Annotated in this window: 15 protein-coding genes; 9 read left to right on the top strand and 6 right to left on the bottom strand. The window is 71.0% G+C overall.

Annotated elements, in window-relative coordinates:
- The first annotated feature begins 44 nt into the window (after window positions 1-44).
- Window positions 45-413 (top strand): hypothetical protein, encoded by a 369-nt coding sequence (locus ACFWE1_RS13275; protein WP_376933900.1) that lies wholly within the window; start codon window positions 45-47, stop codon window positions 411-413.
- A gap of 913 nt (window positions 414-1,326) precedes the next feature.
- Complete coding sequence (locus tag ACFWE1_RS13270; protein WP_376933899.1) at window positions 1,327-4,026, top strand: ATP-dependent Clp protease ATP-binding subunit; 2,700 nt, start codon at window positions 1,327-1,329, stop codon at window positions 4,024-4,026.
- A 63-nt stretch (window positions 4,027-4,089) separates the two neighbouring features.
- On the opposite strand, the gene ACFWE1_RS13265 is transcribed toward ACFWE1_RS13270, so the two are convergent.
- Entirely contained in the window at window positions 4,090-4,311 is a 222-nt protein-coding gene (locus ACFWE1_RS13265) for a DUF2283 domain-containing protein (protein WP_376933898.1), read from the bottom strand.
- Between the two features lie 332 nt (window positions 4,312-4,643).
- Here ACFWE1_RS13265 and ACFWE1_RS13260 point away from each other — a divergent pair, with 332 nt between their 5' ends.
- Together ACFWE1_RS13260 and ACFWE1_RS13255 are read left to right on the top strand one after the other, a co-directional pair.
- On the top strand, window positions 4,644-4,808 hold the full coding sequence (locus ACFWE1_RS13260; RefSeq protein ID WP_376933897.1) for a hypothetical protein: 165 nt from the start codon (window positions 4,644-4,646) through the stop codon (window positions 4,806-4,808).
- A gap of 276 nt (window positions 4,809-5,084) precedes the next feature.
- Window positions 5,085-5,582 (top strand): hypothetical protein, encoded by a 498-nt coding sequence (locus tag ACFWE1_RS13255; protein WP_376933896.1) that lies wholly within the window; start codon window positions 5,085-5,087, stop codon window positions 5,580-5,582.
- Between the two features lie 18 nt (window positions 5,583-5,600).
- Here the strand turns inward: ACFWE1_RS13255 and ACFWE1_RS13250 are convergent, their stop codons facing one another.
- Together ACFWE1_RS13250 and ACFWE1_RS13245 are read right to left on the bottom strand one after the other, a co-directional pair.
- Entirely contained in the window at window positions 5,601-6,386 is a 786-nt protein-coding gene (locus tag ACFWE1_RS13250) for a DUF2188 domain-containing protein (RefSeq protein WP_376933895.1), read from the bottom strand.
- Window positions 6,383-7,003: a TetR/AcrR family transcriptional regulator gene (locus ACFWE1_RS13245; protein WP_376933894.1), complete on the bottom strand. Its 621-nt coding sequence runs from the start codon at window positions 7,001-7,003 to the stop codon at window positions 6,383-6,385. The genes ACFWE1_RS13250 and ACFWE1_RS13245 overlap by 4 nt, the downstream gene beginning before the upstream one ends.
- A gap of 70 nt (window positions 7,004-7,073) precedes the next feature.
- Between ACFWE1_RS13245 and ACFWE1_RS13240 the strand changes: the two genes are divergently transcribed.
- Both ACFWE1_RS13240 and ACFWE1_RS13235 read left to right on the top strand, forming a co-directional pair.
- Window positions 7,074-8,489, top strand: coding sequence for an amidase (locus tag ACFWE1_RS13240; RefSeq protein WP_376933893.1), 1,416 nt, complete (start codon window positions 7,074-7,076; stop codon window positions 8,487-8,489).
- A gap of 46 nt (window positions 8,490-8,535) precedes the next feature.
- A complete protein-coding gene (locus tag ACFWE1_RS13235; RefSeq protein WP_376933892.1) occupies window positions 8,536-8,949 on the top strand; it encodes a hypothetical protein in 414 nt (137 codons plus the stop codon).
- A 7-nt stretch (window positions 8,950-8,956) separates the two neighbouring features.
- On the opposite strand, the gene ACFWE1_RS13230 is transcribed toward ACFWE1_RS13235, so the two are convergent.
- Window positions 8,957-9,406 carry a DUF805 domain-containing protein gene (locus ACFWE1_RS13230; protein WP_376933891.1) on the bottom strand — a complete coding sequence of 150 codons (450 nt, stop codon included), beginning with the start codon at window positions 9,404-9,406 and terminating at the stop codon, window positions 8,957-8,959.
- 147 nt (window positions 9,407-9,553) lie between these two features.
- Here ACFWE1_RS13230 and ACFWE1_RS13225 point away from each other — a divergent pair, with 147 nt between their 5' ends.
- Entirely contained in the window at window positions 9,554-9,922 is a 369-nt protein-coding gene (locus tag ACFWE1_RS13225) for a hypothetical protein (RefSeq protein WP_376933890.1), read from the top strand.
- Between the two features lie 13 nt (window positions 9,923-9,935).
- Here the strand turns inward: ACFWE1_RS13225 and ACFWE1_RS13220 are convergent, their stop codons facing one another.
- Window positions 9,936-10,646, bottom strand: coding sequence for an endonuclease/exonuclease/phosphatase family protein (locus tag ACFWE1_RS13220; protein ID WP_376933889.1), 711 nt, complete (start codon window positions 10,644-10,646; stop codon window positions 9,936-9,938).
- 92 nt (window positions 10,647-10,738) lie between these two features.
- On the opposite strand from ACFWE1_RS13220, the gene ACFWE1_RS13215 reads away from it, so the two are divergent.
- A complete protein-coding gene (locus tag ACFWE1_RS13215; protein WP_285464422.1) occupies window positions 10,739-11,452 on the top strand; it encodes a CoA pyrophosphatase in 714 nt (237 codons plus the stop codon).
- Window positions 11,453-11,472: 20 nt separating this feature from the next.
- Window positions 11,473-11,931 (top strand): pyridoxamine 5'-phosphate oxidase family protein, encoded by a 459-nt coding sequence (locus ACFWE1_RS13210; RefSeq protein ID WP_376933888.1) that lies wholly within the window; start codon window positions 11,473-11,475, stop codon window positions 11,929-11,931.
- Here the strand turns inward: ACFWE1_RS13210 and ACFWE1_RS13205 are convergent.
- Window positions 11,891-12,325, bottom strand: a complete 435-nt coding sequence (locus tag ACFWE1_RS13205) for a VOC family protein (RefSeq protein ID WP_376933887.1) — start codon at window positions 12,323-12,325, stop codon at window positions 11,891-11,893. The genes ACFWE1_RS13210 and ACFWE1_RS13205 overlap by 41 nt on opposite strands.
- Window positions 12,326-12,473 lie beyond the last annotated feature (148 nt).

Genomic DNA, 12,473 nt, shown 5'->3' with positions numbered 1-12,473 from the left:
GCCTGGGTCAAGCTGCTTTCGGTGCCGCCGCTGCGGTCTCGGTCGTGGCGGCTTTCGCTGGATGCTCCTCGTCGCCGCTCGACCTCGCGATCTTCGACCGCGAGCAGCAGGCCGCAGACCAGCCGCCCTCCTTCGTCGAGTTCCCCGACACGATTTACCAGGACACCATTCGCTACCTCGGCGAGGACTCGATCGGAACGCAGTACTTCGCCTCGGAGGCGAACGACCCGCAGGGGAGGGCCGTCTGCCTGACGGTCGTCGCGAGCGATGACGACTGGTCGACCGGATGCGCCACCTCGCTGCCGGTCGAGGTCACGATCGCGTCCGGCCTGCGCGCCACGCTCGAGCCGGATGCCTCAGGCGGTGACGAGCAGGTCGGTAGATACGTGTCGGTGGAGTTGCCGGCTCTATGACCGACCGAGGCTCCTGTGGCGTGGAAGTCGTCTGTAGCGCTGGCGGTTCGAAGGCGTCCGCAGTGGCGAAGCCGGTGCTGTGGTGAATGCGCTTTCGTGCGATTTCACGCTGGAAGAGGCTACCTTTGCGGTGCCGAACCGCCTCGACGTGCACTGACCCAGTCCGAGCTGAAGTCCGCCCAAATCTGTCGGTTCTGCTCCTGCAAGTCCAGGATTCTCGAAGTCGAAAGTTCCGACGCGGGAGTGGAAGCCACGTAGAAGTAGAGGCTGTCTTCCAACGCGTGCCACCTCGCGAGGCTCTCATCAGCAAGAACCCATCTGGCGCGCCAGTTGAAGTAGGGCTCGAGCGCGGACGCAGTTGTAACGAGCGCAGCGGCGACGAAGCCGAGATTCGCTGGCCAGGAGAGATTCGCAAACCCGGTTGCGATCGTCGCGGTCGCTGAGAGAGCAAACACGACTACCTGGGAAGCTGTGGCTAACTGGCTCCATCGAGTCCTCCGCCATCGCGCGTACTCCTTCGCTTCGCGAATATGGGTACGGACGGCTTCGGCGAGGTCTGAAGCGGACATCTCAGATGTCAGAGGATGCGATGGGGCGAACGGCTGTGGCTGCCTTTTGGTTGTCCTCACCTTCGGTGACTTCACCGTGCCCGCGCGTACCGCAAGCCGCGATTCGAGCCTCTCTACGTCGAGTGGATCTTCCGTTTGTGCCATACCGCGAAGTATCTCAAGCAAGAGGTGGCATACGAGCCACTGCCAGCCGAAAGACATGGCCCAGTTCTGGGGATGGTCGGCCGCGCGGCTTGCTGTAGTGAGGTGCGGTCGCCGAACGGAGACTCCGGGTTTGGGGAATACCTCCCGCCCCACGGTGTTGAACTTGAGCGAACCACACTCAACTTCAACCAGGAGGCCAGGTGCCCAACGACTTCAACGAGGCCGGCGCGAGCTCGTTCGACGAGTTCCTCGCCCGATACCTCGCGGGTGAGCAGGCCCGTCAGGCGCGGTCGATCGACCTCAGCCGGTTCCTGACGGCCCGCACCCAGAGCATTCTTCAGCAGGCGGGACGCTTCGCCCTCGAGCGCGGCCAGACCGAGCTCGACGCGCTGCACATCCTGCGCGTCATCGTCGAGGACGAGAGCGTGCAGGCGGCGATCCGCCGCGTCGGCGCGAGTCCCGAGCGCATCATCACCGCGACCGAGGCGCGCCTGCCCGCATCCGGCGACGTGCCCTTCGACGAGCTCGGTGAGCGGCGCGACGCCGCGACCATCACGCCCTCGGCCTCCCGCGCGCTGTTCCACAGCTACCAGGTGGCGCGCTCCTCTGGCGCGACCTACATCGACCCCGAGCACCTCTTCTTCGCGCTCGTGCTGGGTCAGGATGCCCCGGCCGGACAGGTGCTCGCCCGCGCGGGCGTCACCGCCGAGGCCCTGACGCAGACGATGCGGGACGGGGTGGAGGATTCCCTTCGACAGGGCACTGACGAGGATTCCCTTCGACAGGCTCAGGGAACCAACGAGCAGGCTCAGGGGACCAGCACGCCGACGCTCGACAAGTTCGGCATGGACCTCACCGAGCGCGCCCGCAACGGCGAGCTCGACCCCGTGATCGGCCGCGCCGACGAGATCGAGCAGACCATCGAGATTCTCTCCCGCCGCACGAAGAACAACCCCGTGCTCGTGGGCGAGGCGGGCGTCGGCAAGACTGCGATCGTCGAGGGCCTCGCGCAGGCCATCGTCGACGAGCAGGTGCCCGAAGCCCTCCTCGGCAAGCGCGTCATCGCGCTCGACCTGCCCGGCATGCTCGCCGGCACCCGCTACCGCGGCGACTTCGAGGAGCGCCTCACCAAGACGATGGAGGAGATCGCCGCCCACCGGGGCGAGCTGATCGTCTTCATCGACGAGGTGCACACCGTCGTCGGCGCCGGAGGCGCGGGCGAGGGCGGCATGGACGCGGGCAACATCCTGAAGCCGCGCCTCGCGCGCGGCGAGCTGCACCTCATCGGGGCGACCACGCTCAAGGAGTACCGCCAGATCGAGAAGGACCCCGCCCTCGAGCGCCGCTTCCAGCCGGTGCGCGTCGGCGAGCCCTCGATCGAGGACGCCGTGCGCATCCTCCACGGCCTGAAGCCCGCCTACGAGGAGCACCACGGCGTCGAGTACACGGACGACGCGCTGCGCGCCGCCGTCGAACTCGGCAGCCGCTACCTGCCCGACCGGGTGCTGCCCGACAAGGCGATCGACCTGATCGACCAGGCCGGCGCGCGACTGCGCCTCCGCCTCGGTGTGAAGACCGACGTGCCCGCGCTCATGGCGCGGCTCGCCGAGCTCGAGTCCGAGAAGAACGCCGCGGTCGCCGCCGAGCACTACGAGGAGGCATCCCGCATCCGCGACGAGATCGCGAAGGTGCAGGGGAAGCTGGACGAGGTGGGGGCGAGTTCCCTTCGACAGGCTCAGGGAACCAGTCAGGCTCAGGGAACCAGCGAGTCCCTTCGACAGGCTCAGGGAACCAGCCAGGACTCCCTTCGACAGGCTCAGGGGACCACGGTGGATGAGGCGCAGATCGCCGCGGTGATCTCGCGCGCCACCGGCATCCCCGTGAACCGCCTCACCGAGGGGGAGCGCGAGCGCCTCGCGACCCTCGAGGACGAGCTGCACGCCCGCGTGATCGGGCAGGACGACGCGGTCACCGCCGTCGCCAAGGCCGTGCGCCGCAACCGCACCGGCATGGGCGATGCGAAGCGGCCGGTCGGCTCGTTCCTGTTCCTCGGACCGACGGGCGTCGGCAAGACCGAGCTCGCCCGCGCGCTCGCCGCGAACCTGTTCCCTTCGACGGGCTCAGGGAGCGAGAACGTCATCCGGTTCGACATGTCGGAGTTCGGCGAGCGGCACACCGTGTCGCGGCTCGTCGGCGCCCCTCCCGGGTACGTCGGCTACGACGAGGCGGGCCAGCTCACCGAGCGCGTGCGCCGCAACCCGTACTCGATCGTGCTGTTCGACGAGATCGAGAAGGCGCACCCCGACGTGTTCAACCTGCTGCTGCAGGTGCTCGACGACGGACGCCTCACCGACGGGCAGGGCCGCACGGTCGACTTCCGCAACACGGTCGTCGTGATGACCTCGAATCTCGGTTCGGAGTTCCTCGCCTCGCGTTCCGGTGCGCTCGGCTTCGTCGCGTCCGCGGATGCCTCGGCCAACGGCTTCTCCTCGGAGAAGGACCTGCGCGACCGCGTCATGGGCAAGCTGCGCGAGGCGATGCGTCCCGAGTTCCTGAACCGCATCGACGAGATCGTGCTGTTCAAGAAGCTCACGAAGGACGAGATCGCCCGGATCGTCTCGCTCATGCTCGGCGCCACCCGTGCCCGCCTCGGCGCGCGCGAGATCGGCCTCGAGGTGACCGACGCGGCCGTCGCGTGGATGGCCGAGCACGGCTACGAGCCCGAGTTCGGCGCCCGCCCGCTGCGCCGCCTGATCCAGCGCGAGGTCGACGACCGCATCTCCGACCTGCTCGTCTCCGGCGAGCTCGGCGACGGCGGACTCGTGCGGGTGGATGCCTCGGGCGGCGAGCTCGTCGTGGCATCCGCGGTTCCCGCCACCGGGATGCCGCAGGCCGCGTAACCCCATCGACCGGAACGCCCGGCTCTCCGCGGAGGGCCGGGCGTTCCGCGTGTGCGGGGAGGGCTAGGGCAGCGGCGCGTCGCGAAGCAGGGCGGGATCGAGCACGTGCTGCGCGCCCATGAATTCGAAGCCGAGGATGCGCCCGTTCGTATCGACGTCGGCGAGCAGCATCGTGCCCTCGGCCGGCGACTCGAACTCGACCGTGTGGCTGATCGAGCCGGGAGCGATGACGTCTCCGAGGGTGAGGTAGGCCGCGTCGACCTCGGGGTCGTACGTGAGCTTCATTGATTCGCCTCCTCGGTGCGTCCAGATCGTAGGCGATCCAGCGGCTGCGCGGGCCGTGGGCGCGCCCGAGCTGTGGACAACGCATCCGCCCGGGTGCCGCGGATTCGCCTAGCCTGAGGGCATGAACGTCGTCGGGCTCGTGGTGCTCGGCCTCGTCTTCGCGTTCGCGGCGACGATGGGCTGGCTCGAGCTGCGCGGATCGCGGACAGAGGTGCGGCCGGGGGCACCTCGAGTGCCAGGCCGACCGGGTCGAGGCGGGCCTGCGGGCGGCGGGCTTCGCCGACGATGAGGTCGCCTACGCGCTCTCCGACCTCGACCCGGAGGTCGTGCGGGTGCGGACCTCGCGTTCGGGTCCGCTCGTCATCCTCGACGCGCCCGATCGTGGCGTCCGCGTGCTGGGGCTGAACAGCGCTGCGGCCGAGCGGCGGGCCCGTCAGCTGATCGCCCGACGAGCGGGGATCGACCCGCGGGCCATCCTGTTCGACTGGCTGGACTGATCCGGCTAGTCCTCGGGCTCCTCGTCGGTGATGACGCCCGTCGGCTGGGTCGATCGGTCGGGTGCACCCCCAAGGGCACCTCAGGGATCCCATACTTCCCAAACGGCACCGATGCGGACGATTAACCCAATGCTCTCGCATCTGTCTTGGTATCCGGTATTGACGCTTGTGTCTCAGGGTGGGGTAATGGGATGACAACACCGACGTTGACATGGGGGCGGAACATGAAACGAGTCGATCGATGGCCCGTCCGGGGCAACTCGTAGATCGGACGTGATGACCGTGAGCGGATCGCTCCCAAGGAAGTCGGCCGGACTGCTCTTCGGCCTCGCCCTCGCGACGGCAATGGGTTTGGGGCTCGGAGTGGCCGTCGCGGCAGGCCCAGTGTTGCGCTCGCCAACCGGGCTCACCCCTGAAGGAGGCGCCTCCTCCGTGTCGATTCCGGCCGCCGAGTACCCGAAGAACGCCCAAGGCCAGACCTTCGGTTCAGCAGCCGACGCGGCATCACCCGACCAGGAGCCCGACCTCATTCTGGTCGTCGCAACGAATGGCCGCGAGGGCTACGTCCGGAAGGTCGATCTGGATGAAGCGAACGGTCAAGCCGCCGCCGAATCGTTCACCAGCCCCGAAGATGCGCTCGCTTGGCAGGAGGCCGAGGGGCGCGGCGATCGATCGGTCCCCGTGTACGAACATGATGGGGTGACGCAGGTCGGCACCTTCCTCGTTCTCGGCGGAGACAATCAGCGGCGGGTCGCCGAAGATGAGGCGAAGTAGCGGATCCGCTGTGCCCGGCTAGTCCTCGGGCTCCTCGTCGGTGATGACGCCCGTCGGCTCCGACTCGATCACGGTGTGCGTGGTGCCGAGCAGGGCGGCGAGCTCCCGGCCTGCGGTGATCGCCTCCTCGCGGCTGGCGAAGCTCTGCGAGCGCTCGGGCTCGCCCTCGACCTCGTTCTCCCACTGCCCGCGGTTCGAACGGGTCACGACATCTCCCTGTGCCATCCCGGCACGCTCCCTCCCGGCTGACGACGCCGACGCGGCTGCGCCCGCGTTCGCGACGATACGCTCCGCCTGCTCGCGTGTCACCGGGTTGACGCTGTCGGGGACGAAGACGTCGCCGCTCAGGGGCTGGTGCGCGAACCACGAGCCGGCCGCCGCAGACTGCGTGCGCTCGCCTCCCTGCTCGGCCGCCGCGGCCTCGGCGCGCCCCGCGAAGTACGCCGCCGCGGCCGGATTGCTCGGCGGGCGGGCCGAGCGGTAGAAGTCCGTGCGCGGGCCGGTTGGCGACCCGTGCTGCTCCTCGTACTCGATCTCGAAGGCGTCACCCAGTTCGTCCCCGAGCCGGCGGGCCAGGCGTGGCGACGCACGGGCGATTCGCGCCGGATACTCGGGCGAGCGCCATTCGAAGTCCTCGTCGAGGCCTTCCTCGTAGAGCGCGCTCCATGCGCGCAGCTCGGCGACGAGCTCGGCGCTGAGCCCGCTCGCGTCGTAGTCGACGGGGTCGGGGAACCACACCACCGAGTCCGTGTAGTCGTACATGATCCGCACGAGATCGACGTCGTAGCGGTACTCCTCGCTCATGCCGGACCGTCCGTTCCACTCTGCACGAGCGTCGCGTCGAGGCCGGCGATGATCGCGTCGATGCCGCGGTCGTACATGGCGAGGTCACGGAGCGCGGCGACGCCGTCCGCGGCGCCACCCGTCTCGCGGCTCCTGGCCCAGACGACGAGGAAGCCTGAGGCGTAGCCGTCGACGATGCCGAGGATCTCCCGCGCTGCCGTGGGGTCGAGGCCCGCGGCTTCGAGGCGCTCGATCGTCGCCAGCAGGTGCGGGGCGACGGGCGCGGTGCCGTACGGCGCGAGCGCAAGCAGTTCGAAGGAGCGGGGGAGCGCGACCGCGAGGTCGCGGTACGCGCCGAGCGTGCGGCGCACGAGCTCGCGCCAGTCGGCCGCGCCCTCGGGATCGTCGTCGCCGAGCTCGAGCCGCTCGATGAGCTGCTCGACGATGGCGTCGACCAGGTCGTCGCGGCTGCGCACGTGCGTATAGAGGCTCATCGGGGCGAAGCCGAGCTCGCTCGCGAGCCGGCGCATCGTCAGCGCCTCGAGGCCGTCGCGCTCGATCAGCTCGATGGCCGCGGTGGCCAGCTCGCGGCGGCTCAGCGCCGGGCGGGCGGCGGGCGCCTCTTGACGGGACGGCATGGATGCAAGAGTATCGTCCGTACACTGTACGGAGCCGTACGTTGTACGGCCGCGCGAAAGGCACGCACCGATGGATCTGCACCACCTCACCGCCACCGAGGCATCCGAGCGATTCCGCCGCCGCGAGCTTTCCCCGGTCGAACTCCTCGAGGCGGTGCTCGAGCGCACGGCGGCCGTCGAGCCGACGATCAACGCGGTCACCGAGCAGTGGATCGACGAGGCCCGCGCCGCAGCCCTCGCGTCCGAGGCGCGCTTCGCTGCGGCGGCAGCGGGCACCGGCGGCGGGGCCCCGCTCGGCGCGCTCGAGGGCATCCCGCTCATGCTGAAGGACGAACAGCCGATCGCCGGACGCCTGCTCGAAGACGGCTGCCTGCTCGAGCGCGGCAACATCGCCGAGGAGACGCATCCCATCGTCGATCGCATCCAGGCGGCCGGGGCGGTCGTGCACGCCCGCACCACGACGCCCGAGTACTGCTGCGCCCCCGTCACACACTCGAAGCTCTGGGGCGTCACCCGCAACCCGTGGAGCCCGGACTACACCCCGGGCGGCTCCTCCGGCGGCTCCGGCGCGGCGCTCGCCGCCGGGGCGACGCTGCTCGCCACGGGCTCCGACATCGGCGGATCCATCCGCATCCCCGCCTCCTTCTGCGGCGTCGTCGGCTACAAGCCGCCGTTCGGCCGCGTACCCGGCATGGCGCCCTTCAACTCCGACACCTACTGCGCCGACGGACCGATGGGCCGCAGCGTCGCCGACGTCGCCCTACTGCAGAACGTGCTCTCAGGCCCGTGGGTCGGCGACGCCGCCTCGCTGCGCGAGATCGCCGAGGTCTCCGGCCGCGCCGGCTCGCTCGACGGCGTGCGGGTCGCCCTCTGCCTCGAGCTCGGCGGCTACGACGTCGACCCGGCCGTCGAGGCGAACACGCGGGCGGCGGCCGCCGCGCTCGCCGCAGCGGGGGCGAGCGTCGTCGAAGTGGAGCTGCCCTGGGGCCCGCAGCGGGTGCTCGACACCGCCTGGCCGCACTTCGGCGCGGTGATGGGCCCGTTCATCGAGCAGGTCGTCGAGGGTGACGCCGAGCGCGCCGCGCAGCTCATGCCGTACACGCGCGCCTTCGCCGAGCAGGCGGCGGCCGGCGGCGACTACGTCGAGGGGCTCGTCGCCGAGTCCGCGTTCTACCGCCCCTTCGCCGAGCTCATGACGGGCTTCGACGTGCTGCTCTGCCCGACCGTCGCCTCCACCGGCCTCGCCGCCGAGGAACCGTGCACCGACAGCACGGCGATCTTCTCCCAGCTCATGACCTTGCCGTTCAACGTGATCGGGCGGGTGCCGGTGCTCGCGCTGCCGTCGGGTCTCGCGCCGAACGGCGTGCCGACGGGCGTGCAGCTCGTCGGGCGCACGTACGACGACGCAGCGGTGTTCCGGGTCGGCGCGGCGCTCGAACAGGAGCTCGCGCTCTGGACGGATGCCTCGTGGTGGCCCGCGCTCTGAGCCGGCCCGACGCGGGCCGAACGTCGGCCGGGTGCAGAATCGGAGCATGACCGACGAGCGCCTGATCCCCGTGCGCCTGATCGTCGACGTCGCGAACGTCATGGGCTCGCGCCCCGACGGCTGGTGGCGCGACCGGCGCGGCGCGGCGACCCGGCTGCTCGCCGGGCTGCCCGCGCTCGTCGGGGCCGAGGTCGAGGGGCCGGACGAGTCGGGAGCGCTGCTGCGCCTCGACGCGATCACCGCCGTGGTCGAGGGGGCGGCGCGCGGCGCGGCGGAGCCGAGCGGCATCCTCGTCGTGGCCGCGCCCGCCGACGGCGACTCGACCATCGTCGAGCTCGCCGCGGCCGAGGCATCCCTCCGCCCGCTCGTCGTCACCGCCGACCGCGGCCTCCGCGCGCGCCTTTCACCGGCCGCGCTCGTCGCGGGGCCGGGCTGGCTGAACCGCCTGCTCGGGCGCTGAGCCGCGCTCAGCGATCGAAGCGGGCGCCGGCGGGGTCGCTCGGCATCAGGAAGAACACCAGCAGGATGATCCCGCCGACGATCGGGATGAGGCCGATGAACCACCACGGACCCGGACGGTTCGAATCGTGCAGCCGCCGCCAGCTGAGGGCGATCCACGGGATGAGTGTCGCGAGGCCCCAGAGCCCCAGCACCGAGGCGAAGAACACGTAGCCGCCGCTCGGCGGGGTCATCGTGTTCGTCGTCGCGTCGTACATCCAGCCGCCCGACAGCGACATCGCGAGCGACAGCGCGCCGCTCACGATCACGCTCGCGAGGTACCACCACCAGAACTCGCTGCGGCTCGCGCGGCCCGAGAAGGTGGCGTACTTCTTGAAGAATCGGGAGATCGCCTGCCCGAACGTCGCCCCGTGCAGCGGGCGGTCGAGGGCGGCGTCGGTCGTCGCAGTGGTCGTCATCATCGTGCTCCTCGTAGGGGTGGAACCGGATGCGCCGCGGCAGCACTGCCCGCGAACGGCGTCAGCGTAGCGCCGCACTGCGCGGGCGGCACGCCCCCGAGCGAGGGGCCCAGCCGGTGCGCATGGTGCCGCCATAGGCTCGCAGGCATGAGCCCTCGCGACGCCCGACCCGCGCCCGATCAGCTGACGAATGTGCTGCGCACGGTGTTCGTGCTCATCCTGCTGTTCGTCGTCGCCGGGGCGGCGCTCATCGCGGGCGCCCTCGTGGGGGTCGACGCGGCGGGCTGCGCGGGCGAGGTCTGCGCCGTGGTCAAGCGTTCCGGCAGCTGGTTCGCGATGCTCACCACCGCCATCGCCCTGATCGTCGGCATGGTCGTCGCGATCGTGCGGCTCGCGCGCCGCGGCCGGAGCCGGCGGCCGCTCGTGACCGCGATGGGCGTCATCGTCGGGGCGGTGCTGCTCGGTGTGCTCGCCGGAGCCGTGGGCAGCGCGCTCGACGGGGCGTTCGGCGGGTGACCAGGCCCCCGACTCAGCTGACGACGTCGATGTCGGCCGGCACCTCGGCGGCCGTGCCCGTGTAGTGCGCGTCGACGAGGATCGGCAGGTGGTCGGACTCGCCGCGCGGCAGCGTCTCGATGCTGCGCAGCACGAGCCCCGTCGAGGTCGCGAAGTCGAAGTGCCCGCGGAAGTAGCGGTAGCGCGTGTAGGTGTGCCGGTCGCTGAGGGTCAGCTCGTAGCCCGCCTCGCGGACCTTCTCGGCCAGATTGTCCTTGAACACCGGGTAGTTGTAGTCGCCGACCATGAGCGCGGGCAGGTTCGGGCCGAGCAGCTGCAGCTCGCCGAGGGCGGCGTTGATCTGCGCTCGCCGCAGCGAGTTCAGCGCGGTGAGCGGGGCCGCGTGGAACGAGGCGATCGTGAGCTCGCGGTCGTGCTCGAGGTCGTCGAAACGCACCGCCAGCAGGCGCTCGTGCGCCGGGCGCAGCACGCGGTCGTGCAGGGACTTCTTCAGGGCGAAGGCGCGCACGTCGCGGGGGAGCAGCCGATCGGGCCGGTAGTACATCGCGAGCCCGAGCCGGTTGCCCGTGGTCGAGTGGGCGAGCTGCATCCGCCCGATGTCCTCGGCGAGGCCCGCCGTGTCCACCTCTTGCAGGCAGATGGCGTCGGGCGAGTAGCGCTCATCGAGCGCCGCGAGTTCGGAGATCGCGCGGTGCTTCCGCAGGTTGTAGCTGATGATCAGCATTCTCCACAGCGTACGCGCGGTTCCGTGGATGGCGGCTGAGGGTTGCGCGGCAGTCGGGTGAACGGTATCCGTCGCTTCGCTACGCTGGGGCCGTGGATGCCCGTGCCGAACTGCTCGCGCTCTGCGAGCGTGGGCTCGACTGGTTCCCGGGGCCGGATGCGCCGACCACCCGCATCCCCGGGCTCGCGATGCCCGACCCCTCGGAGCTCCGCCCTGCCGCGGTGCTCGTGCTCTTCGGTGTGCTCGACCGGGTGCCGGCCAGCCCCGCGGATGCCGCGGCCACCGTCGTGCCGCGCGACCTCGACGTGCTGCTGCTGCGCCGGGCGGCGACGCTCGGCACGCACGCCGGGCAGATCGCCTTCCCGGGCGGGCGGCTCGAGGCATCCGACGGGGGAGCGGTGGATGCCGCGCTCCGCGAGGCCCGGGAGGAGACCGGTGTCGAGACGGGCGGCGTCGAGCCGCTCGGCGAGCTGCCGCCCATGCCCGTGCCGCTCAGCCGCCACCTCGTGACCCCCGTGCCCGCGTGGTGGACGCACGAGTCGCGCGTCGCCGCGGTCGACCACGACGAATCGGTCGACGTGTTCCGCGTGCCGGTCGCGGAGCTGCTCGCGCCCGCCAACCGGGCGATGACCGTGCTGCGCCGCGACGGCTTCGTGCACCGTTCGCCGGCCTTCACGGTGGGCGAGCGGCTGGTGTGGGGCGTGACGGCGCTGATCCTCTCGCGCATGTTCGACGAGCTCGGCTGGGCCGAGCCCTGGGACACCGGCCGAGAGGTCGTGCCGCCCGCCCGCGAGCTGTCGCGCTGAGACGCCGATACGCTGGCGCGATGGAGCTCGCCGAACTCATCGCGTACGTCCGGGCGCAGCGGGCGGGCGTCGTCTCGACGCTCGGACCGGATGCCTCGCCGCAGGCCGCCTACCTCGCGATCACCGTGAGCGACCGCGGTGAGCTGCTGTTCGACGCGAAGCCGGACTCGCGGAAGATCGCGAACCTCCGCCGCGACGGGCGCGTCGCCGTCGTCGTCGGCGGCGCCGACGGCACGACGCTGCAGGCCGAGGGGCGCTCCGACTTCCCCGCCGGAGCCGAGCTGGAGCGCTGCACGGCGGAGTACCTCGACGCCTTCCCGGAGTTCGCGGGATCGTTCGAGGCGGGCGCCGTCGTGCTCGTGCGCATCGTGCTCGACTGGGCCCGGCACGGCGACTTCCGAGGGGAGACGCCCGTGATGCGCGAGGTCGCGCTCGGCGTTACGCCTCGGCGGGCCCGTCGAGCTCCTGGAACAGCGTGAGCTGCAGCCCGGCCGGGCCGTTCAGCCGCGAGTTCATCGAGCGCCACGGCGTCTCGCGCGCCTCCGCGACGAGCTCGGCGCCACCGGCGACCGCCTCGTCGGTCGCGGCGACGGAGTCGTCGACCTCGAGGGCGACCCGCAGGGCGGCGCTCGGCTTGCCCTCGGCCTCGACCCGGTCGATGAAGCGCACCTGCGCGGCGTTCGACAGCTCGAGCGTGGCCCGACCGGCATCCAGGATCACGACCCGGGCGTCGCCCTCGGCCTCGTACGACTCCTGCACCGGCATGCCGAGCACGTCGCGGTAGAACGCGAGCGTCGCCTCGAAGTCCTCGCCCTCCGGCACGGATGCCACGAGCCGAAGCTGCCTGACCCGACCCTCGCCCTGTGCTGCCATGTGGTGCCTCCCCGTCGATGCCGTCGCGCCCTCGCGGCGCCCGTGCCTGGTGGCAACGCGGAAGTGGCGCGAACCATTCCGTCCGGGAGGCGGGGGGGGGGGAGAGGGGCGAAGAGGAGGGAGGGGAAGCGGCCACAATGCCTCCGTA

The sequence above is a fragment of the Agromyces sp. NPDC060279 genome (assembly GCF_042726785.1).
Classification (GTDB): domain Bacteria; phylum Actinomycetota; class Actinomycetes; order Actinomycetales; family Microbacteriaceae; genus Agromyces.
The sequence above is the reverse complement of the archived record's forward strand: the minus strand, read 5'-3'. Positions and strand labels throughout refer to the sequence as shown.